The sequence below is a fragment of the Aromatoleum evansii genome (assembly GCF_045689615.1).
GTDB lineage: Bacteria > Pseudomonadota > Gammaproteobacteria > Burkholderiales > Rhodocyclaceae > Aromatoleum > Aromatoleum evansii.
On the sequence record NZ_CP141259.1, the window covers coordinates 3,660,333 to 3,681,441 of the forward strand.

Annotated in this window: 24 protein-coding genes; 12 read left to right on the plus strand and 12 right to left on the minus strand. The window is 66.7% G+C overall.

Translation table 11 applies throughout. The annotated features are described in order from the left end of the window. The first annotated feature begins 128 nt into the window (after positions 1 to 128). Both U5817_RS17100 and fghA read left to right on the plus strand, forming a co-directional pair. Positions 129 to 1,244: an S-(hydroxymethyl)glutathione dehydrogenase/class III alcohol dehydrogenase gene (locus U5817_RS17100; protein ID WP_407278173.1), complete on the plus strand. Its 1,116-nt coding sequence runs from the start codon at positions 129 to 131 to the stop codon at positions 1,242 to 1,244. A gap of 19 nt (positions 1,245 to 1,263) precedes the next feature. After that, complete coding sequence (gene fghA / locus U5817_RS17105; protein ID WP_407278174.1) at positions 1,264 to 2,109, plus strand: S-formylglutathione hydrolase; 846 nt, start codon at positions 1,264 to 1,266, stop codon at positions 2,107 to 2,109. Between the two features lie 255 nt (positions 2,110 to 2,364). Here the strand turns inward: fghA and U5817_RS17110 are convergent, their stop codons facing one another. From U5817_RS17110 to U5817_RS17130, 5 genes are all read right to left on the minus strand, one after another. Next, positions 2,365 to 3,081 carry an ABC transporter ATP-binding protein gene (locus tag U5817_RS17110; RefSeq protein ID WP_407278175.1) on the minus strand — a complete coding sequence of 239 codons (717 nt, stop codon included), beginning with the start codon at positions 3,079 to 3,081 and terminating at the stop codon, positions 2,365 to 2,367. Positions 3,082 to 3,160: 79 nt separating this feature from the next. After that, a complete protein-coding gene (locus tag U5817_RS17115; RefSeq protein WP_407278176.1) occupies positions 3,161 to 3,910 on the minus strand; it encodes an ABC transporter ATP-binding protein in 750 nt (249 codons plus the stop codon). Further along, on the minus strand, positions 3,907 to 4,860 hold the full coding sequence (locus U5817_RS17120) for a branched-chain amino acid ABC transporter permease (protein WP_407278177.1): 954 nt from the start codon (positions 4,858 to 4,860) through the stop codon (positions 3,907 to 3,909). The genes U5817_RS17115 and U5817_RS17120 overlap by 4 nt, the downstream gene beginning before the upstream one ends. Positions 4,861 to 4,884: 24 nt before the next feature. Beyond that, a complete protein-coding gene (locus tag U5817_RS17125; protein WP_407278178.1) occupies positions 4,885 to 5,805 on the minus strand; it encodes a branched-chain amino acid ABC transporter permease in 921 nt (306 codons plus the stop codon). A 332-nt stretch (positions 5,806 to 6,137) separates the two neighbouring features. Then, positions 6,138 to 7,301 carry an ABC transporter substrate-binding protein gene (locus U5817_RS17130; RefSeq protein WP_407278179.1) on the minus strand — a complete coding sequence of 388 codons (1,164 nt, stop codon included), beginning with the start codon at positions 7,299 to 7,301 and terminating at the stop codon, positions 6,138 to 6,140. 188 nt (positions 7,302 to 7,489) lie between these two features. Between U5817_RS17130 and U5817_RS17135 the strand changes: the two genes are divergently transcribed. After that, positions 7,490 to 9,115 (plus strand): MFS transporter, encoded by a 1,626-nt coding sequence (locus U5817_RS17135; protein WP_407278180.1) that lies wholly within the window; start codon positions 7,490 to 7,492, stop codon positions 9,113 to 9,115. Between the two features lie 9 nt (positions 9,116 to 9,124). Here U5817_RS17135 and U5817_RS17140 read toward each other — a convergent pair whose 3' ends face one another. Then, a complete protein-coding gene (locus U5817_RS17140) occupies positions 9,125 to 9,427 on the minus strand; it encodes a DUF3175 domain-containing protein (protein WP_407278181.1) in 303 nt (100 codons plus the stop codon). 343 nt (positions 9,428 to 9,770) lie between these two features. On the opposite strand from U5817_RS17140, the gene U5817_RS17145 reads away from it, so the two are divergent. After that, on the plus strand, positions 9,771 to 11,159 hold the full coding sequence (locus U5817_RS17145; protein WP_407278182.1) for an ethanolamine ammonia-lyase subunit EutB: 1,389 nt from the start codon (positions 9,771 to 9,773) through the stop codon (positions 11,157 to 11,159). 10 nt (positions 11,160 to 11,169) lie between these two features. Beyond that, on the plus strand, positions 11,170 to 11,979 hold the full coding sequence (eutC, locus tag U5817_RS17150; RefSeq protein WP_407278183.1) for an ethanolamine ammonia-lyase subunit EutC: 810 nt from the start codon (positions 11,170 to 11,172) through the stop codon (positions 11,977 to 11,979). A gap of 103 nt (positions 11,980 to 12,082) precedes the next feature. Here eutC and arfB read toward each other — a convergent pair whose 3' ends face one another. The 6 genes from arfB to U5817_RS17180 all read right to left on the minus strand — a co-directional run bounded on the left by arfB (position 12,083) and on the right by U5817_RS17180 (position 16,282). Next, positions 12,083 to 12,487: an alternative ribosome rescue aminoacyl-tRNA hydrolase ArfB gene (gene arfB / locus U5817_RS17155; protein WP_407278184.1), complete on the minus strand. Its 405-nt coding sequence runs from the start codon at positions 12,485 to 12,487 to the stop codon at positions 12,083 to 12,085. After that, positions 12,472 to 12,756, minus strand: a complete 285-nt coding sequence (locus U5817_RS17160) for a VF530 family DNA-binding protein (protein WP_407281095.1) — start codon at positions 12,754 to 12,756, stop codon at positions 12,472 to 12,474. The genes arfB and U5817_RS17160 overlap by 16 nt, the downstream gene beginning before the upstream one ends. A gap of 250 nt (positions 12,757 to 13,006) precedes the next feature. Continuing rightward, positions 13,007 to 13,255, minus strand: coding sequence for a hypothetical protein (locus tag U5817_RS17165; protein ID WP_407278185.1), 249 nt, complete (start codon positions 13,253 to 13,255; stop codon positions 13,007 to 13,009). Next, positions 13,245 to 14,441 carry a Fic family protein gene (locus U5817_RS17170; protein ID WP_407278186.1) on the minus strand — a complete coding sequence of 399 codons (1,197 nt, stop codon included), beginning with the start codon at positions 14,439 to 14,441 and terminating at the stop codon, positions 13,245 to 13,247. The genes U5817_RS17165 and U5817_RS17170 overlap by 11 nt, the downstream gene beginning before the upstream one ends. A 398-nt stretch (positions 14,442 to 14,839) precedes the next feature. Then, entirely contained in the window at positions 14,840 to 15,052 is a 213-nt protein-coding gene (locus U5817_RS17175; protein ID WP_312662864.1) for a FitA-like ribbon-helix-helix domain-containing protein, read from the minus strand. Between the two features lie 975 nt (positions 15,053 to 16,027). Continuing rightward, complete coding sequence (locus U5817_RS17180; RefSeq protein ID WP_407278187.1) at positions 16,028 to 16,282, minus strand: hypothetical protein; 255 nt, start codon at positions 16,280 to 16,282, stop codon at positions 16,028 to 16,030. Between the two features lie 417 nt (positions 16,283 to 16,699). On the opposite strand from U5817_RS17180, the gene U5817_RS17185 reads away from it, so the two are divergent. The 7 genes from U5817_RS17185 (at position 16,700) to U5817_RS17215 (ending at position 21,021) form a co-directional block, all read left to right on the plus strand. After that, on the plus strand, positions 16,700 to 16,993 hold the full coding sequence (locus tag U5817_RS17185) for a type II toxin-antitoxin system Phd/YefM family antitoxin (protein ID WP_407278189.1): 294 nt from the start codon (positions 16,700 to 16,702) through the stop codon (positions 16,991 to 16,993). Next, positions 16,990 to 17,235: a hypothetical protein gene (locus tag U5817_RS17190; RefSeq protein WP_407278190.1), complete on the plus strand. Its 246-nt coding sequence runs from the start codon at positions 16,990 to 16,992 to the stop codon at positions 17,233 to 17,235. The genes U5817_RS17185 and U5817_RS17190 overlap by 4 nt, the downstream gene beginning before the upstream one ends. Positions 17,236 to 17,333: 98 nt before the next feature. After that, positions 17,334 to 18,827 carry an IS21 family transposase gene (gene istA, locus U5817_RS17195; RefSeq protein ID WP_407278191.1) on the plus strand — a complete coding sequence of 498 codons (1,494 nt, stop codon included), beginning with the start codon at positions 17,334 to 17,336 and terminating at the stop codon, positions 18,825 to 18,827. After that, the gene (gene istB, locus U5817_RS17200; protein ID WP_407281012.1) at positions 18,817 to 19,641 is read left to right on the plus strand and encodes an IS21-like element helper ATPase IstB; all 825 of its coding nucleotides are present in this window, start codon (positions 18,817 to 18,819) and stop codon (positions 19,639 to 19,641) included. Before istA ends, istB begins: the two co-directional genes overlap by 11 nt. A gap of 292 nt (positions 19,642 to 19,933) precedes the next feature. Then, positions 19,934 to 20,242, plus strand: coding sequence for a hypothetical protein (locus U5817_RS17205; protein ID WP_407278192.1), 309 nt, complete (start codon positions 19,934 to 19,936; stop codon positions 20,240 to 20,242). Next, positions 20,239 to 20,718 carry a site-specific recombinase resolvase gene (locus U5817_RS17210; protein ID WP_407278193.1) on the plus strand — a complete coding sequence of 160 codons (480 nt, stop codon included), beginning with the start codon at positions 20,239 to 20,241 and terminating at the stop codon, positions 20,716 to 20,718. Before U5817_RS17205 ends, U5817_RS17210 begins: the two co-directional genes overlap by 4 nt. Positions 20,719 to 20,850: 132 nt before the next feature. Then, positions 20,851 to 21,021 (plus strand): hypothetical protein, encoded by a 171-nt coding sequence (locus tag U5817_RS17215; RefSeq protein WP_407278194.1) that lies wholly within the window; start codon positions 20,851 to 20,853, stop codon positions 21,019 to 21,021. Positions 21,022 to 21,109: the final 88 nt, after the last annotated feature.

Below are 21,109 nucleotides of genomic sequence, written 5' to 3' on the forward strand. Positions count from 1 at the left end.
CGAACGGCATCGTGTTGCCGGATTATTGCTCACAAGCAACAGTATATTGCCTAGAATTCGATTATCAGACCTGAAGCATCAATTAGACTCCCCGCATTCCCCTGACCCTGACAGAGAGAGTCCTCGCCATGACCATCAAGTCGCGCGCCGCCGTCGCCTTCGGCCCCAAGCAGCCCCTGCAGATCGTCGAAGTGGATGTCGAACCGCCGAAGAAGGGCGAGGTGCTGGTACGCATCGTCGCAAGCGGCGTGTGCCACACCGACGCCTTCACCCTCTCCGGCGACGACCCGGAAGGCATCTTCCCGGCGATCCTCGGGCATGAAGGCGGCGGCATCGTCGAGGCGGTCGGCGAAGGCGTGACTTCGCTGGAAGTCGGCGACCACGTGATCCCGCTGTACACGGCCGAATGCCGCGAGTGCAAGTTCTGCAAGTCGGGCAAGACCAACCTGTGCCAGGCCGTGCGCGCCACCCAGGGCAAGGGCCTGATGCCCGACTGCACGACGCGCTTCTCCTACCAGGGCCAGCCGATCTACCACTACATGGGCACCTCGACCTTCTCCGAATATACGGTCGTGCCCGAGATCTCGCTGGCGAAGATCCCCAAGGATGCCCCGCTCGAGAAGGTGTGCCTGCTCGGCTGCGGCGTCACCACCGGCATCGGCGCGGTGCTCAACACCGCGAAGGTCGAGGAAGGCGCGACCGTCGCGATCTTCGGCCTGGGCGGCATCGGCCTCGCTGCGATAATCGGCGCGAAGATGGCCAAGGCCTCGCGCATCATCGGCGTCGACATCAACCCGGACAAATTCGAGATTGCGAAGCAGCTCGGCGCGACCGACTTCGTCAATCCGACCGAGCACGACAAGCCCATCCAGGACGTGATCGTCGCGATGACCGACGGCGGCGTGGACTACTCCTTCGAGTGCGTCGGCAACGTCAAGCTGATGCGCGCGGCGCTCGAGTGCTGCCACAAGGGCTGGGGCGAATCGACGATCATCGGCGTGGCCGGCGCGGGCCAGGAAATCAGCACCCGCCCCTTCCAGCTCGTCACCGGCCGCGTGTGGCGCGGCAGCGCCTTCGGTGGCGTGCGCGGCCGCACGGAACTGCCGAGCTACGTGCAGAAGGCGCAGAAGGGCGAAATCCCGCTCGACACCTTCATCACGCACACCATGCCGCTCGACCGGATCAACGAAGCCTTCGACCTGATGCACGAGGGCAAGAGCATCCGCACGGTGATCCATTTCTGACGCGGCGCAGGGCACGTCCATGACCCTCGAAAACCTCTCCTGCCAGAAGAGCTTCGGCGGCTGGCTCAAGCGCTACCGCCACCGTTCGCGCACGCTGGCCTGCGACATGACGTTCGCGGTCTACCTGCCGCCGCAGGCCGAACAGGGTGGTGCGCTGCCGGTGCTGTACTGGCTCTCGGGCCTAACCTGCACCGACGAGAACTTTATGCAGAAGGCCGGCGCCCAGCGCGTCGCCGCGGAGCTCGGCCTCGTCATCGTCGCGCCCGACACCAGCCCGCGCGGCGCCGACGTGCCGGGCGACCCCGACGGCGCGTGGGACTTCGGCCTCGGCGCAGGTTTCTACCTCAACGCGACGGAAGCCCCGTGGTCGCGCCACTACCGCATGCACGACTACGTCGTCGAAGAGCTGCCGGCGCTCGTCGAAGCCAGCTTCCCGGTGTCCGACGCGCGCGGCATCAGCGGCCACTCGATGGGCGGGCACGGCGCGCTCGTGTGCGCGCTGCGCAATCCCGGCCGCTACCGCTCGGTGTCCGCCTTCGCGCCGATCACGAACCCGATGAACTGCCCCTGGGGCGAAAAGGCCTTCTCGCGCTATCTCGGCGAGGAGCGCGCGCGCTGGCGCGAATGGGACGCGAGCGTGCTGATCGCCGACGCCAAGGAGCGCCTGCCCCTGCTCGTCGACCAGGGCGACCGCGACGACTTCCTCGCGACCCAGCTCAAGCCCGAAGCGCTCGAAGCCGCCGCCCGCGCCGCCGGCCACCCCCTGACGCTGCGCACGCAGCCGGGCTACGACCACAGCTATTACTTCATCGCGAGCTTCATCGAGGACCACCTGCGGCATCACGCGGCGGCCTTGGCCGGATAGCCCCGGACCGTAGGGCGGGAGGAGCGAAGCGCATCCCGCAAATCCAGGGGTGGAGGTTGCCCGGGTGCCGCACGGCGGGATCCGCCTGCGGCTCCTCCCGCCCTACTTTCCGTGCCTGCGACGGGCGTATCGAAATGCGGCGCCCCTCGTAGGGCGGGAGCAGCGCAGCGTATCCCGCCACGCGGCGTTCGGGCGGCTTCTGGCCCTTCGACTGGCGGCGCGCTTACCAAACGCGGCCTTCTCGTTGGGCGCCGATCAGACTCCCAGATACCGGTGCCACACGCCCCGGTCGGCATCCAGCTCCGCCGACGTCCCCGTCCACGCGACCCGCCCGCGTTCGAGGATGATGTGACGATCCGCGAGCCTCACCAGCCGCTCGACGTACTTGTCCACGACCAGCGTCGTCTGCCCCTCCGCCTTCAGGCGGTCGAGGCAGCGCCAGATCTCCTCGCGGATCACCGGCGCGAGGCCTTCGGTCGCCTCGTCGAGGATCAGCAGGCGCGGGTTCGTCGACAGCGCCCGCGCGATCGCCAACATCTGTTGCTCGCCGCCGGAGAGCTGGTTGCCGAGGTGGCCGGCGCGCTCCTTCAGGCGCGGAAACAGCGCGTACAGCCGCTCCAGCGTCCACGGCTCGCGCACGCCGCTGCGGTTGTCGGCGAAGGCGACGAGGTGCTCGCGCACGCTCAGGTTCGGAAAGCACTGCCGACCTTCGGGCACGATCGCAACGCCCAGGCGCGCGATCGCGTCCGCGGACAGGCCCTGGATCGCCCGACCATCGAAGCGGATCTCGCCCCGGCGCGCGCGCAGCCCGCCGATCACGGCGCGGATCGTCGTGCTCTTGCCCATGCCGTTGCGCCCGAGCAGGGTCACGACCTCGCCTGCGCGGATGTCGAAGTTGAGCCCGAACAGCACCTGGCTCGCGCCGTAGCCGGCCTCCAGGCCGAGGCAGCTCAGCAGCACGTCGCGGCTCACTGGACTACCCTCCTGTCGCTACGCGACATCCTCCCCGCGGGAGGAAGAGCGTGCCCTTCGGGCGGCCGGGCGGGCACGCTCATCGCGCCTCCTCCGTGCCCAGATACACCGCCTGCACCTCCGGATGCTCGCGGATGTAGGTCGTGTCACCGGACGCGAGCACCTTGCCGTAGTCCAGCACCGAGATGCGGTCGGCGAGCTGGAACACCGCGTCCATGTCATGCTCGATCAGCAGGATCGCCGCATCCGACCGCAGGCGCGCGATCAGTTCGACCATCTGCTGCGAATCCTCCGGCCCCATGCCCGCCATCGGTTCGTCGAGCAGCAGCAGCTTCGGCCGCGCCGCGAGCGCCAGCGCAACGTCGAGCTTGCGCTGCACGCCGTGCGGCAAGGTGCCGGCCTCTCGATCGAGCATGCCTTCCAGCCCGACCTTGTGCGCAAGTTCCAGCGCCCGTTCGCCTAGCGCCGCTTCCCCCGAGCGCCGCCCGAAGCAGCGGAAGCTCGACCCTGCGTGCGCCTGCGCGGCCAGCAGGAGGTTATCGAGCACGGAATCGCCGCGGAACACGCTGGTGATCTGGAAGCAGCGCGACAGGCCATGCCGCACGCGCTCATGAGCGCTCATCGCGGTCAGATCGATGCCGTCGAGCACAATGCGCCCGCCGTCGGCCGGCAGCAGTCCGGAGACGAGATTCACCAGCGTCGACTTCCCCGCCCCATTCGGCCCGATCAGCGCATGCACTTCGCCGTGCTCGACGGCGAAGCTCACGTGGTCGGTCGCGAGCAGCCCGCCGAAGCGTTTCACGAGATCCTGTGCGACGAAGAGGGTCATGCCTTCCTCCGCTCGAACAGCCCCGCGAGCCCGCGCGGCGCGACGAACACCACCGCGATCAGCATCAGGCCCAGCGGCCAGTGCCAGTATTCCGTGTACAGCTTCAGCACCTCCGACAGCGCCAGCCACACCGCGACGCCCAGCACCGCGCCCCAGCGCCGCCCGAGCCCGCCGAGCACCACCATCACGAGCAGCGTCGCGGACTCGGTCCAGTGCATCGTCGCGGGACTGACGAAGTTGTTGTGGCTCGCGAGCAGCGCCCCGGCGAGCCCGGCGAGCGCGCCCGCGCCGGTGAAGGCGACGAGCTTGAGGCGATAGACCGGAAAGCCCATCGCCTCCATGCGCGTCTCGTTGTCGCGGATTCCCATCAGCGCGTGGCCGAAGCGCGACACCGCGGCGCGGCTCGCAAACGCGAACACCAGCGCGGCCAGCGCGAGCACGACCCAGAAGAACACCGCCGCGTCGCCCGTCGTGCGGCCGAAGCCCAGCTCCAGCGGCGAATACAGCCCGTAGCCATCGTCGCCGCCGTATGCCGACAGCGACACCGCGAGGTAGTACAGCATCTGCGCGAAGGCGAGCGTGATCATCAGGAAATACACCCCGCGCGTGCGCAGGGTCACCGCCCCGATCAGCGCCGCGAACGCCCCCGACACCAGCACCGCGGCGCCCCACGCCGACCACGCCGAACTCGCGCCCGCATCGACCAGCGCGACGACCGTATAGGCGCCGACGCCGATGAAACCCGCATGCCCCAGCGCCGCCATGCCGCCGTAGCCGAGGATGAAGTTGAGGCCGGTCGCCGCGATCATCACGATCAGCATGCGGCGCACGAAACCGACATAGTAATCGAGGCCGATTTCCGCGCCGACGACCGGCAGGAGGGCCAGCAACCCGAGCAGCGCCCACGGCAGCCAGCGTGCCGCCGCCGACGCCGGCAGCGTGCGAGACATCACGCCATCACTCATCGCGCCCCCTCACGCCCGCGCCGGGAATAGCCCGGCCGGCTTCAGGATCAGCACCGCCGCCATCAGCACGTACATCGCGATCCCCGCGAAGGCCGGGCCGAGGTCGGCGGCGAGCGCAGGCGGCAGCACCGAGCGCAGCAGCGGCGGCAGGAAGGCGCGCCCCGCGGTATCGACCAGCCCCACCAGCAGCGCCGCGACGAAAGCCCCACGCACCGAGCCGATGCCGCCGATGACGATCACCACCAGCGCCGGGATCAGGATCGCCTCGCCCATGCCGATCTGCACTGCCGAGATCGGCCCCATCAAGGCACCTGCAAGCGCCGCAAGCGCCGCACCGAGCGCGAACACGAAGGAGAACACGCGCCCGACGCGCACACCCATGAATTCCGCCATCCGGCGATTCGATGCGCCCGCGCGCACCAGCATGCCCACACGGGTGTGATTGACGAGCACGTACAGCCCCACCGCGACCAGCAAGCCCACCGCCAGCAGCACCAGCCGGTAGGCGGGGTACGGCAGCTCGGGCAGCAGCTGCACCGGCCCGGCAAGCGCGGCCGGGGTCGTCGCCATCAGCGGCGAAGGCCCCCAGACGGCCTTCACCGCGTCATCGGCGATCAGGATCACACCGAAGGTCGCGATCACCTGCGCAAGGTGGTCGCGCGCATAGAGCTTGCGGACGATCAGCAGTTCGAGCAGGAAGGCGACCAGCACCGTCGCCGCGACCGCGACCAGCACCGCGCCGACGAAGCTGCCACCCGCCTCATGCACGCGCGCCGCGATGTAGGCACCGGCCATGTACAGCGAGCCGTGCGCGAGGTTCATCGTGTCCATGATGCCGAACACGAGCGTGAGGCCGGCAGCGAGCAGGAACAGCATCAGGCCGTAGCCGACGCCGTTGAGGAGCTGCTCGAAGATGAAGATTGGATCCATGGGGACTGCGGGGATATTCGACCGATGCCTGTGTTCCTCCCCCTTCAAGGGGACGGTGCAAAGATCTTGGTGTAATGGTGCGCTTCTGAAGGAGCCTATTGTGCGCGTGCGGATTCAGGCCTGGAGGAGTTCCCGCGTGTGCATCGGAGAAGCCGATTAGCAGGTTCCTTCCCCTTCAAGGGGAAGGTCAGGATGGGGATGGGTTTCTTGCAGACGCTGCGGAGTCCACCCATCCCCCACCTGTCCTCCCCCTTGAAGGGGGAGGGACACCCGCCCGCACCGATCACATCTTCGTTGCAACCCGGGCGAGACCGGGCGACGGGACCAGCCCCTTACTGCCTGCAATCCCCCACGTACGCGTCCTGATGCTTCTCCATCACCGTGCCGACGAGCTTGTTGGTCAGCTTGCCGCTCGCATCCTTGTCGACCACGCGCAGGTAGTAGTTCTGCACCGGGAAGTTGTTCGCGCCGTACTTGAACTCGCCCCGCACCGACTTGAAGTTCGCCTTCTTCAGCGCCGCGACGACCGCCTCGCGATTGTCCACCTTGCCGCCGACCTCGCGCACCGCGGCGTCCATCGCCATCACCACGTCGTAGGCCTGGGCCGCGTACACGGTCGGGTAGCGGCCGTTGTACTTCTTGCGGAAGGCCTCGACGAACTCGACGTTGGCCGGCACCTTGAGGTCGTGCGCCCAGTGCGCGGTGTTGAGCATGCCCAGCGTCGGTTCGCCGACCGCGTCGATGACGTCCTGGTCGGCGGTGAATCCCGGCGAGATCAGCGGAATGTCCTTCAGCCCGCTGCCCACGTACTGCTTCAGGAAGTTGATCCCCATCGCGGCGGGCAGGAACACGAACACCGCGTCGGGCTTCGCCGCGCGGATCTGGGCGATCTCGGCCGCGTAGTCGATCTGGCCGACCTTGGTGTAGATCTCCTCCTTCACCGTGCCCTTGTACAGACGCTTGAAGCCGCCGATGTGGTCCTTGCCCGCCGGATAGTTCGGCGCGATCAGGACCATGTTCTTGAAGCCCTTCTCGTTGGCGACCTTGCCGGCAGCCTCGTCATAGGTGTCGTTCTGGTACGACACGCCGAAGAAGTACGGGCTGCACTGCTTGCCGGCGAACAGGCTGGGCCCCGGATTGCTCGACAGGAAGGGCACCTTCGCCGCAAACAGGGCCGGCCCCACCGCCAGCGCCGAGTTCGAGGCCACCGGGCCGGTGAAGAAGTCGATCTTGTCGCGCTGCAGGAAGCGGTTGACGAGCTGGGTCGCCTGCTCCGGATTGCCCGCGAAGTCCTGCTGGATGAATTCCGCCGCTTGCCCACCCAGCTTGCTGCCCAGGCGCTCCACGGCGAGGTTCAGACCGTCGCGCGTCTCCGCGCCGATCGTCGCGAAGGGGCCCGAAATATCGAGTGCGACGCCGACCTTGACCGGTTCGGCATGAGCGGCGAATGCGCCGCACAGCGCGAGAGAGACTGCGACGTTCTTCAGCTTCAGCATGGATACTCCTTATCGGGATTTCTCGGGCGATGGCCGCAAACCTGCGAGATTATCATGTGCGCTTGACGCGGCCCCACCCGCATATGCGATCGGCGCAACCGCGGGGCTCGCTATACTCATCGCGGCCGGGACAACACGACAAGACCCACACCCGGGCGCCGCGGCCACACGCCACCGGAGAGATCGCCTTGCCCAACGAAGCCGACGTCAGTCCATCCGCCCTCGCGCCGCTGCGCCAACCCATGTTCCGCATGCTGTGGCTCGCCTGGCTCGCCGCGAACATCACGATGTGGATGAACGACGTCGCCTCGGCCTGGCTCATGACCTCGCTGACCAGCAGCGCCTTCATGGTCGCCATGGTGCAGACAGCCTCGACCCTTCCTGTGTTCGTGCTCGGCCTGCCGAGCGGCGCGCTCGCGGACATCGTCGACCGGCGCAAATACTTCGCCGCGACGCAACTGTGGGTCGCAACGGTCGCCGTGCTGCTGAGCGGGCTCGCCTTCTCGGGCCTGCTGACCGCCGAACTGCTGCTCGCGCTCACCTTCGCCAACGGCATCGGTCTCGCCCTGCGCTGGCCGGTGTTCGCCGCAATCATCCCGGATGTGGTGCCGCGCCACGACCTGCCCGCCGCGCTCGCGCTCAACGGCGTCGCGATGAACATGTCGCGCGTGATCGGGCCGATCGTCGCCGGCGCCCTGCTCGCCGGCGCCGGCAGCCCGTGGGTCTTCCTGCTCAACGCGGTCCTCGCGATCTTCGCGTTCGTGCTGATCCTGCGTTGGCGCCCCGAACCGAAAACCAGCTCGCTGCCCGGCGAGCGTTTCCTCGCCGCGATGCGCCTCGGCCTGCAGCACGTCGTGCAGTCGCCACCGATGCGCGCGGTGCTTGCCCGCATCTTCCTGTTCTTCCTGCAATCCACGTCGCTCACCGCGCTGTTGCCGCTCGTCGCCCGCGACGTTCATGGCGGCGGCGCCGGCACCTACACCACGCTGCTCGCGGCAATGGGCTGCGGCGCGATCTTCGCGGCGCTGAATCTCGCGCGCCTGCGGCAGCGGCTGGAGCGCGAAGCCTTCGTGCGCTGGGGCACGCTCGCGCATGCCGCCTGCGCGGTCATCGTCGTGCTCGTGCCGACCCTGTGGGTCGCGGTCCCGGCGATGTTCGTCGCCGGCATGGCGTGGATCGCCACGGCGAATTCGCTCACCGTGGCGGCGCAGATGGGGCTGCCGAACTGGGTGCGCGCACGCGGCATGTCGATCTACCAGATGGCGCTGATGGGCGGCAGCGCGGCCGGTGCCGCCCTGTGGGGCTACGTCGCGAACCTGACGTCGGTCACGGTCAGCATCCTCGTCGCCTCGGTCGTCGGCCCGGCCGTTCTGCTGCTGACACGCCGCCACGTCACGATCGGCGCCCACGACGAGGACCTCACGCCCGCCAAGCCGGTCACGCGCGTCCCCCCGCCGGCAATCGAGATCCAGCCCGGTGAGGGGCCCGTGATGGTGACCGTCGAGTACCTGATCGACCCTGCGCGGGCGGCCGAATTCAGTGCCGTGATGCAGGAAACCCGCCGCGCCCGGCTGCGCCAGGGGGCGCAGTCCTGGGGCCTGTTCCGCGACACGACGCGCCCCGAGCGCTACATCGAGTATTTCCTCGACGAGAACTGGGTCGAGCACCAGCGGCGCCTAGAACGCTTCACCGCCGCCGATCTCGGCCTGCGCGAGCGCCGCCTCGCCTTCCATGTCGGGCCCGAAGCCCCGCAGATGCGCCGTTACGTCGCCGAGGACGTCGATGCCCGCGCCGGCAGCGCGGAAACGCCCTGAGGCGCCGGTTCAGCCGTCCTCGTGCGAGCTCGTCCGGCCGTACAGGCGACGCAGCTCGTGCTTCGCCGCCTCCAGGCAGGCGCGGCGCTCCGGCGAGAGATTCCTGCCCGCGCGGTTGATGTAGAAGTTCAGCATCGACATCGCCGAGCGGAAGGGGTCGGTCTTCCGCCTCACGCTCGCCTCGGCGGACCGCTGCAACGACAACGCGATTTCCCGCGGATCCTCGAGCGCAAAGACCCCTGGCTCGAGATCCAGCGCGCGGCTGGTTTCGGTGACCTGCTGCGACCAGCGCCCACCAGCTGGCACGATCACACGGCTACGGCTTCGAGCGCGGTCCGCGCATCGCCCGGACACAGGCCCAGGCGATGATGCCGAAGAGCAAAATCACGCCCAGCACGTGCTCCATGCGCGTCTCCTTCGTCGGGAACAAATAATAATTATGCGCCCAACGCTCGGCGACCGCCCCTCGCTCGACCGTACGGGCGCCTCGGCTCGATCGGGGAGCGCTTTCCGAGCCGCTGGCCCGTGCGCGCCCCGGACCGGGACCGGGCATTGACTACAATCCATACATGCCGTTCCCGCGCCAAGGCCACCGATGCCGGCCCCGGAGGCGCGCACGACGACTATCCCGCCCCAGCCCCCGGAACCGGACACCATGCCTTATGCGCACACCGTGGATGGAACGAGCCACCGGTTCGCCGACCTGAAGAGCCTGCTTGCCAAGGCCACGCCGGCGCGCTCGGGCGACCAGCTCGCCGGCATCGCGGCAGGCAGCGACGAGGAGCGCATCGCCGCGCAGATGGCGCTCGCCGAACTGCCGCTGACAACCTTCCTCAGCGAAGTGCCGATCCCCTACGAGGCGGACGAAGTCACCCGCCTCATCATCGACGGGCACGACAAGGCCGCCTTCGCGCCCGTCAGCCACCTCACCGTCGGGGACTTCCGCAACTGGCTGCTCTCCGAAACGGCCGACGAGGCCACGCTCGCGGCACTCGCGCCGGGACTCACGCCCGAGATGGCGGCCTCCGTCAGCAAGATCATGCGTGTGCAGGACCTGATCCTCGTCGCGAAGAAATGCCGCGTCGTCACCGCCTTCCGCAACACCATCGGCCTCGCCGGCCGCATGGCCACCCGCCTGCAGCCCAACCACCCGACTGACGACCCCGCCGGCGTGGCCGCCAGCATCGTCGACGGCCTGATGTACGGCTGCGGCGACGCCGTCATCGGCGTGAATCCTGCCAGCGACAACGTGCAGACGGTGACGACGCTGCTCCACATGCTCGATGCCATCATCGCCAAGTACCGCATCCCCACCCAGGCCTGCGTCCTCACCCACGTCACCACCACCATCGAGGCGATCCGCCGCGGCGCGCCGGTCGACCTCGTATTCCAGTCCATCGCGGGCACCGAGTCCGCGAACGCGGGCTTCGGCGTCAACCTCGCCCTGCTCGCCGAAGGACGCGACGCCGCGCTGTCGCTGCGGCGCGGCACCGTCGGCGACAAGGTGATGTACTTCGAAACCGGCCAGGGCAGTGCCCTGTCGGCCAACGCCCATCACGGCGTTGACCAGCAGACCTGCGAGGCGCGGGCCTACGCCGTCGCACGCAGGTTCGAACCGCTGCTGGTGAACACCGTCGTCGGCTTCATCGGACCGGAATACCTGTACGACGGCAAGCAGATCACCCGCGCCGGCCTCGAAGACCACTTCTGCGGCAAGCTGCTGGGCGTGCCGATGGGCTGCGACGTCTGCTACACGAACCATGCCGATGCCGACCAGGACGACATGGACGCGCTCCTGACGCTCCTCGCGGCCGCCGGCGTCAATTACGTGATGGGCGTGCCCGGCTCGGACGACGTCATGCTCAACTACCAGACCACGTCCTTCCACGACGCCCTGTACGTCCGCCAGCTCCTCGGCCTGCGCCCTGCACCCGAGTTCGAAGCCTGGCTGCGCGACATCGGCATCTTCGCACCGGGCGAAGCACTCGCGCTCGCGAAAGACCTCCCCGCTCCCTTCCGCCATGCGCTGGCGCAGCTCGACTGAGGATGCCGTGATGGACGAACCCGCCGACGCGCCCATCCTCCCCTCCCCCTGGGGAAGGCTCCGCCGCTTCACCCCGGCCCGCATCGCGCTCGGACGTGCCGGCACCAGCATCCCGACCCAGGCCCAACTCGCATTCCAGCTCGCCCACGCCCGCGCGCGTGACGCCGTCCATCACATCCTCGCAACGGAGGACCTGCGCGCGGGTCTTGTGCAACGCGGACGTGCCGTCGCCACGGTGCGCAGCGCCGCCCCCGATCGCCGCACCTACCTGCAGCGCCCCGATCTCGGGCGGCGCCTCGACGAAGCCTCGCGCGCAAGGCTCGCGACACTCGGCGCCGCAGACGACGCGGCCTACGACCTCGCCATCGTGCTCGCGGACGGCCTTTCCGCCTTCGCCATCGAACAGAACGCCCTGCCCTTCCTCGACGCCCTCTTGCCTCGCCTAAGCGCCTCCGCCTGGACGCTCGCGCCGCTCGTGATCGCCGAGCAGGCCCGCGTCGCCCTCGGCGACGACATCGCCATGACGCTGCACGCCCGCATGGTCGCCATCCTCATCGGCGAACGGCCCGGCCTCAGTTCCCCCGACAGCATGGGCATCTACCTCACATGGCAGCCCCGCATCGACACGATCGACGCGCAGCGCAACTGCATCTCCAACATCCGGCGCGAAGGACTCGACATCGAGCACGCAGCCGACAAGTTGCACTGGCTGATGGGCGAGGCGCGCAGCAGACAGTTGTCCGGCGTATTACTCAAGGACGAAGCGCAGGCGCCGCATGAACGCCTCGCCGCACCCGCGACGAACTTCCTGCTCGAATGATGCCCCCGGCAGGTTCAGCATCGAGAAAGTCTTCCAATGGAAGCTGCATCACCTGCGCCCGTTTTTCGGGGGCAAGCTCAGTGCCATCGGCCGGCCCCACGCCCTATTCGCCCACCTTCCCCCGTCCCGCTTTCACCGAGGCGCGCCGCGCCTTGCCCTCCAGGCGCCGGGTCACGGAGGCGCGCGTCGGTCGCGTGGCGCGGCGGGCCTTGGGCGGTGCCGCCACGCGGTTGATCAGTTCTTCCAGCCGCCGCAGCGCCTCGGCCCGGTTCTTCTCCAGGCTGCGGAACTTCTGCGCCTTGATGATCACGACGCCGTCCTTGCTGATGCGCTGGTCACCGAGCTGCAGCAGCCGCGCACGGATTTCCTCGGGCAGGGACGAGGCGGCGATGTCGAAGCGCAGATGCACCGCGTTCGACACCTTGTTGACGTTTTGTCCGCCGGCGCCCTGGGCGCGGATCGCGGTGATCTCGACTTCGTCGGGCGAGACGGTCACGTGGGGGCGCATCGGTGTCCGCCTTGTGGTTCAGGTCTTGCCTGCCGCCGCTCGGCCGGCCTGGCGCGCAGCGTGTCAAGATACAGCGCCTCCACCTGTTCGCGCGCCCACGGCGTGCGGCGCAGGAACTTGAGGCTCGAGGCGAGGCTCGGCTCGTGGTTGACGCAGCGAATGTCGATCCGCCGCCCGAGCGCCGCCCAGCCGAAGCGCGCCACCAGTTCGGTCATGATCCGCTCGAGGGTAAGGCCGTGCAGCGGATTGTTGGGCTGGGGTGCTGTCATCGCGTTGTCCTGCGTCGGGGCTGCGGCCGGGTGGATCAATTGCATCGGGGCGTGGCCTCCACGGTTTTGCTCACGGCATAAGTTCGATCACCGTCGCCCCCGCCCGCCACGGCACGCTTCAAACATGCTTTAAGTACAAGTGCAGTTCGCACTATGGACGCGGCATCGAAGATGCATCACGCCTACCCCACTCCCGACAGTGGCCACGAGAGGCGAGCGCGGCCATCAGCGGTGCTGTATTGCGTTCCGATCAGTAGCCGAACACGTTCCCAACGAGCGCCGACGAGGCATGGAGCGCCTTCAGCTCATGGTTCAGCGTAAGCAGACCGAAGCCTACGCCTCGCCCCTGATCTTGCGCCGAAACCGCCAGCCGCGCCAGGATCACCACCGACAACGAGTACTGCCCCATCCCTTTTCTGATGCGCTCCGGCGCGTCGAGCGTATCGATCTGGCCGACGGTTAAACTGAAATAGCCCGCTACCCGGTCATCATCGACCACGACGAAGGTCTTGGCTGAGCCACTGCCCTGGGCCTGCCGGGCGTGACTGGCCCGCCAGCTCGTAGCCGGTGCTGCGCCCGCCGCCGGGCGATTTCTTCAGCACGCCCAGTTCCAGCAACTGCGTGATGTCGCGCAGCGCGGTGTCGGGCGAACACTTGGCGATGGAGGCCCACTTGCTACTGGTGAGCTTGCCCTCGAAGCCGTCGAGCAGGCGGTTGAGCAGTTCCACCTGCCGCTCGTTCAACGGCGTGCCCGCACAGCGTTGCCAGAAGCGCGCCTTGACCAGCACGGCATCCAGTGTGATCTGCGCGCTGGTGACGGCCCGCCCGAGCGTGTCGAGGAACCATGACAACCAGCCGGTGACATCGAGCGTACCCTTCTGCGTGCGCTCAAGCACGTCGTAGTAGTCCTTGCGCTCGCGCTGGATCTGCGCCGACAGGCTGTAGAAGCGTTGCGGACTGCCGTCGGCGCGGGCCAGGAACAGATCACCCACGGCGCGGGCGATGCGTCCGTTGCCATCGTCGAAGGGGTGCAGCGTGACGAACCACAGATGCGCCAGCCCCGCCTTTATGAGCGCAGGCTCACCGGTGTCCGCGTTGGCCCACGCCAGAAAGCGTGCCGTCTCGACGGGCAGCACATCGGCGGGCGGTGCCTGGAAGTGAACCTTGCGTCGCCCCACCGGGCCGGAAAGCACCTGCATCGGCCCGGCGGCATCATCGCGCCACTGGCCCACGGCGAGCTTGTTCATGCCCGAGTAGCCGGTGGGGAACAGCGCTGCATGCCAGCCGAATAGGCGCTCGGCGGTCAGTGGGGAGGGGGCGTGGGACGTGGCATCGAGCACCATATCGACCACGCCCTCGACGTGTCGATCCACCGGCGCGATCGCTCCGATGTCCACGCCCAGACGCCGGGCGATGGACGAGCGCACCGATTCGACGTTGAGGACCTCGCCCTCGATTTCGCTGGTCTTGACCACGTCCTCGGTGAGCGCGGCAAGACTGGCCTGATCGCGCAGCGCCATGCCCACGTCGGCCAGACGGCCCAGCAACAGGCCCTGGGCGCGGCTGACCTCGGTCAACGGCCCAGTCAGCGCCGCCAGGTCATAGCGCCAGGCCGGCCAGTCGCCGGCCTGCCAGATGTAGAGTTTTTCTCCGCAATTCATGCGGAGATTAAACGCCCGATTCACCGCACAGGCAAGTCATTCTCCGCGTTCAGCGCGGAGAATGAGACTGCTAATCACCGCATCGGCCGAGTGCGTCGCACTACGAACGGATACGCCATGCAATCAGCTTCGTCGGTTCGTTGTTCCCGATTTTCTCCAAAGATTGCCTCCGCCGGACTGGTCCCGCTGCTCGAGACGGTCATCGAGCGGATGGCCGACGGACGGCCGAGTACCTTTGCGAGCCGTTACGGCTTCTCGAAGAGCGGCATCTCGCACTGGCTCAACAAGGGCGGCATCCCCACCCTGAAGGCATGGCTAACCATCGCACTGCACGGCGGGATTTGTCTCGACAAACTGTTCGCCGACAATCTGCCGCCCGCCTTTGCGCAGCTCGCTGATGATGCTGGTGTCGAGCAGGTACATCAGCCCTGCCTAAAGTTGAAGTCTTCGTCGGTACCCACGTCGGGCATGCTCGCAAGCACGTCCTTGAAGGTTCGGCGAGCCGGTCGCGAAAGGGCGACCCGCAAAATTTCGCGATGCTCCGCTTCAGCACTACGCCCGTGCCGAGCCGCCGCCTCCTTCAAGGCCTGCGCGACCTCGGGCTCGACGTTGCGCACAACAAGATTGGTCGCCATGGCGCTCCCCTGACGATTGCAATGCTTGCATTTTGGCGCGGACCGCAATCATTGCAATCACTATTGCCGGCTCCGCTGCCCGGTCAAGGCCCTTCAAACATCAAATGACCTACTGCGCTTCGTAGCAGTGTTGTTGGTCATTTCGGCCTCGAGCCAATCAATACGGTGAGCGGGTCGCGAGTGCAACCCGCGCTTCACCCCCGAGGAGCTGATTGGCCCGGCATTATTTCCCGATCCTATCAGTGCGCTACAACCGGGGGACGGACGAAAAAAAACCAACCGAGTTGTGCCGTTAAGCATTTACTGGCACGGAATAAAGCATAAAGTGGCCAAGAACTACCGAACTCGCGACCACCAACGGGCCTGAAAACGCACTGAGGAGTCACTTCCACCCACGCAGCCGAACCTCGAAAACCATAACCTGGCCAATCGGCACGAAATAAAGCAATTCATGGCCAAAAAAATTTCCGTGAAACGACGTGGCTTTTCCCCGTTTTTGTTCTCGACGAGATGAAAGCGCACCCCCGGAAGTCACGCCAGGGGGTCTCCGACCGCATGAGGACCGACCGACCATCACGTCGCAATCACCCACCAAGCTGTCCGCGCAGCACCCTGCGGGAACGGGACGCCACCGCGGGTCCGCTATGGGGCGCCCGACCCAGACAGCTTATCTCAAATCGCCCCTGACCCGAAGGTCGAGGGGCTTGGTCACAGTTTCATCCTCGCACTGCGGAAGTAGAAGCGGACTGCTGGTCAGGCGAACTCGAAGGTGAGCGCGCAACTTCTACCCCCGCCGGGCGCCCGCGGAGCGCCCTCATCGCGAGTGTGCTGCACCCCTACCGTGACCAACAACCCCAGAATGACTTCGGCTACTGCGGAGCGATTACCGCGCGACCGTGTGCCCCGCGAAGAGGACGGGTGGGCCTCGCCGCGGACGTGCTCCGGATGGTGCCCGCCGTGACGGGCCTGACCGATTCATAGATTCGAATATTCGGCGGCAAACGAACCGTGCTCCTCGTGAAAGCGGTTCAGCGCCGCGCACAGCTTATCGTTCGCCCCCTGCCGCAGCCGCTCTTGTTCGCCCCCCCGCTGAGTGAACTCAACGGCCACGTTGCCCGGGCACACCGGCAGACTGCCCGTATAAGACTGAGTTCCTTCGTCCCGGGCCGGGAGTGGGGTCGGGCCGAACATCCGACCAGAAGCTCGAGTTTTGCCGATTGCGGTCCTCATTGGCGCCTCCCTCCCCACTGCAGGCCCTCACTTCATCTCCGGAAATTGTCTCGCGAATTCGACGCGTCAGGGGGCATCAGGCGAATCGTCGAACTGGAACAGTGCGCGCTTGCTTCGCCCTCCGCCGGCTTCAAAGCTGAGTGGAACGGCAGGGGTCGCTTGAAAAGTACCGAACAGCCGCTCCAAGTTCGGCCGCCGTGCCTCAAGAAGCTCAACGGGACGCTCGGCCGCGGGTACCGTTCTACCCGGTGGAGTCGAAGAAGATTCGAGCGCGGACCGACGCCCGCGTGTAGGTCCCGCCGTCCTCCGCGACGAACTCAACGACCACCTGCTGGGCGACAGCATCCTCGACCGCGGCTCCCGCTTTGTGGGCCGGGGCACTATAATGGGTTGATGGATTCATTAACGGATACTGTAATGAATTTGCGAAGCCGCGATATTGTCCCGATTAGCGAGGCCCGCGCGCGCCTGACAGAACTCGCCGAAGAGGTTGTCGGCGCGGGTGCCGAAAAAATTCTCACGAAGAACGGTTCGAGCTTCGTCGCGCTGGTCGATGCCCGCAAGCTCGACTACTACCATGCGCTCGAGGCGGAGCACGCGGGGCTTGTCCTGCTGCAGGAGGCAGAAGAAGGACTGCGGCAGGTGCTTTCAGGTGAGCGGGTGTCGGCCGCGGAGCTGATGCAGGCCTTGGCCGACTCCACCGACCAATGACCCTGCCGCAACGCGCCAAGGTCGAGGCCGCGCCGAACTTCCTCGCCAATCTCGACGACGCACGGCGCTTTTTCACTGAGCAGGACGAGACGTCCGCCCCAGCGCGGTTTCGTCAGCTGCGCAGCCGCCTGCGCGAGATGGTCGCTATGCTCACCTGGGCGCCAGCCAGCGGCCGACCCGCCCGCTTCCTATCGGGACACTCGGTGCAGGCCCGGATGCGGGCGGATGTTGCTACGCATTGAAAATTGACCCCCTTTCGCGGGTTATGCGCGCTGAAAATTGACCCCGGTGATTAACCTGCCTGCTCGATGTTTGAGCAGGGTTCGAGGAGATGATCACCATGAACATGCTGGGCAAGATTCGGCGGTTGCACTTTCGCGACGGGCTGTCGATCAAGGAGATCTGCCGGCGCACGGGGCTGTCGCGCAACACGGTGCGGCAATGGCTGAGGGCGGGCGAAGGGGCCGAACCGAAGTACCGGCGAACGGCGCGGGAGACGGTGCTGGCGCCCTTCGAGACGCGCCTCGTTCAGTGGCTCGAGGCGGACGCCCGCCGGGCGAAGCGGGAGCGGCGCACGGCGCTGGTGCTGTTTCGGCAGTTGCAGGAGTTGGGCTTCACGGGCAGCTACTCGCGGGTGAGCGAGTACGTGCGACGCTGGCGCGAGGCCGGTGGGAAGCCGGCGAAATCGAGCTTCATCCCGCTCAAATTCGAATTCGGCGAGGCCTTCCAGTTTGACTGGAGCGAGGAGTCGCTGGTGATCGGCGGCTTCCATCGCAAGGTGCTGCTCGCGCACACGAAGCTCTGTGCGAGCCGCGCCTTCATGCTCGCGGCCTACCCGACGCAGAGCCATGAGATGCTGTTCGATGCGCACACGCGTGCGTTCCGGGTGTTCGGCGGCATTCCCCGACGCGGCATCTACGACAACATGAAGACCGCCGTCGATAAGGTTGGCGTGGGCAAGCGGCGCATCGTCAATACGCGGTTCGCGGCGATGGCGTCGCACTACCTGTTCGATCCGGACTTCTGCAACGTCGCCAGCGGCTGGGAGAAAGGGGTCGTCGAGAAGAACGTGCAGGACAGCCGGCGGCGCCTGTGGCAGGAGGCGCTGCAACGGCGCTTCGGCAGCTTCACCGAACTGAACGCCTGGCTCGAGGTGCGCTGCCAGGCGCTGTGGTCGGAACTGGCGTACCCGGACGCCGAGCACCTCACCATCGCCGACGCCCTCACGCTTGAGCGCGATGCCTTGATGCCAATGGTGCCGAGCTTCGATGGCTACGTGGAGGCGATCGTGCCGGTGTCCAGTACCAGTCTCGTGACGAACGAGCGCAATCGCTACTCGGTCCCGTGCGCCTTCGCCAACCAGAAGGTGAGCCTGCGGCTGTACCCCGAGCGGATCGAGATCCATGCCGAGGACGGCCTGGTCGCCACCCATGCGCGCAGCTTCGAGCGCGGCCAGGTCATCTACGACTGGCAGCACTACCTGCCGCTGCTCGAACGCAAGCCGGGTGCCTTGCGTAACGGTGCGCCCTTCGAGGGCTTGCCGGCGCCGCTACAGCGACTGCGGGCGCTGCTCGTCAAACGCCCGGGCGGCGATCGGCTGATGGCCGACATTCTGGCGCACGTCCCCCGACACGGCCTGGAGAACGTGCTGGTGGCGGTCGAACTGATCCTCGAATCCGGCACGCCCAGCGCGGAGCACGTCAAGAATGTGCTCGCCCGCCTGCGCCAGGCGCCCCCACCGACACCACTCGACACGGTACTCGCGGTGACCGAGGCACCGCTTGCCGACGCCGGCCGCTATGACCGTCTGCACGCGGAGAACGATCATGCGTGAGATTGTCGCCGAACTGAAATCGCTGCGTCTGCACGGCATGGCCCAGCGTTACGATGAATTGCTCGCGGAAGGCGGGGTCGGCATCCAGAGCGCCGGCTGGCTCATTCAGTGTCTGCTCGAGGCCGAGGTCACCGACCGGCATGTGCGTTCAATCCGCTATCAGATGGGGGCGGCGCGTTTCCCCATGCACCGCGATCTGTCCGGCTTCGACTTCGGCAAGTCGAAAGTCGATGCGAAGTTGATCGATGAACTCGCCACCGCCGCCTTCACCGATGCCGCCGCCAACGTCGTGTTCATCGGCGGCACCGGGACCGGCAAGACTCATCTGGCGACCGCACTGGGCGTCAAGGCGATCACTGAGCACGGCAAGCGGGTACGCTTCTTCTCCACCGTCGAGCTCGCCAACAGTCTGGAACTGGAGAAGGCCGCAGGCAAACAGGGGCGGCTCGCGCACGCGCTGATGCACGTCGATCTCGTGATCCTCGACGAACTGGGCTATCTACCCTTCAGCCAGGCCGGGGGAGCCTTGCTCTTCCACCTGATCTCCAAGCTCTACGAGCGCACCAGCGTGATCATCACGACGAACCTGACCTTTGCCGAATGGCCCGCCGTGTTCGGCGACGCGAAGATGACCACTGCGCTGCTCGACCGTCTCACGCACCACTGCCACATCGTGGAAACGGGCAACGAATCCTTCCGTTTCCAGCAAAGCAGTCAGACGGCCAAGGCGCGCGTCCGGGCGCGCGAGGTGAGCCGAGCGGCGCGGCCCGTCGAGTCCCTGGATGTGACCGCGGAGCCGGACGCGCCATTCTGAGCCCCGAGGGGGAGGAAGCGGCTGCGGGCTACGCCCTTCGCCGCTTCCTCCCCCTCGGTCGATACGACTACACTTCACTCCAGCCAATCAATGATGAACGGCTAAACCCCCGGGGTCAGAATTCGGTGCACACGGGGGGTCAAAATTCAACGCGCGCGGACACCACATCACCTTCACAACCAAGAAATCCGGCAAGCGCTACCGCTACTACATCCCGAAGGCGGACAAGCGCTACGGCTATCGCACCAGCGCCACCGGGCTGATTCCGGCCGATCAGATCGAGGAGGTGGTGGTGAATCTGCTGCTGCAGGCGCTGCAGTCGCCCGAGTCCGTGCAGGCAGTCTGGAACCAGGTGCGGGTGCAGTACCCGGAGATCGCCGAGCCGACCGTGGTGCTGGCCATGCGCCGGCTGGCAGAGGTGTGGAAAGCATTGTTCCCTGCCGAACAGGTGCGGCTCATCAATCTCCTCATCCAGCGCGTGGTGTTGCTCTCGGACGGGATCGACATCGTGTGGCGGGAGGTCGGCTGGGAGGAACTGGCCGGTGAACTCGCATCCAACACCATCGGCGGCGAGATGTTGGAAGTGGAGGCTGCGCAATGAACCGGACGCGGAAAAAGCTCGTCCCTGCCGGGCAACCCTTCGATCGCCGGCATCCGCTTGAGGCCGGCGAGGTGCGGGTCACCACCTTCGTGCCCCTCACGTTCAAGAAGAGAGGGATCCAGAAGGTAGTTGTCGCGCCGGCGGGCGTCGATGCGCCAGTCAAGATCGGCACACTCATGCCGGCCATCCCGCCCAACCACGATCCAACGCTGCTCAAGGCGCTCGCCCGCGGGTTCTACTGGCAAAAGCTCCTCGACGGCGGGACAGTAACGAGCGCAGCCGAGATCGCCGAGCGCGAAGGACTGCATCGGGTCACGGTCAACGACGCGTTGCGATTCACGCTGCTCGCGCCCGACATCGTGGCTGCGATACTGGAAGGGTGCCTGGCACCGACCTTCACGCTCGAAGCCTTGCAGAGAAACACCGTGCCGCTGGACTGGTATCGGCAGCACGAGATGATCTCTGCGTCCAGATAGGACGGAGTCGGCTTCGGAGTTCTGCATTTTTCCAGATTTTCTGACCATCCACGCGGACGACGCCGCGCGACCGATTCCATACGCTTCACCCCGTTGCCAGTCCCGGCAATGACTCTTTCGAAAGGTGAAGCAATGACTCAGAAATCCGGCTCTACCCCCTCCGCCGGCGCCATGACCCCGGCCGCCGCTGCTCGCATCCAATCCGCCACCGCACGCAGCCATGGCGGCAAGACACCTGCCGGCAGTTTCGCCGCTCGCGCACAGGCTGCGGCTGCTCGCAACTCCGGCGGCGGCAAGAAGTAACCATCAAGTTCACCCGGGCGGGCAAGCCGCCCGGAAACCGGGAGCCAGTCATGAAGTACTGCAACGACAAGGACATCGCTGCGCTCGT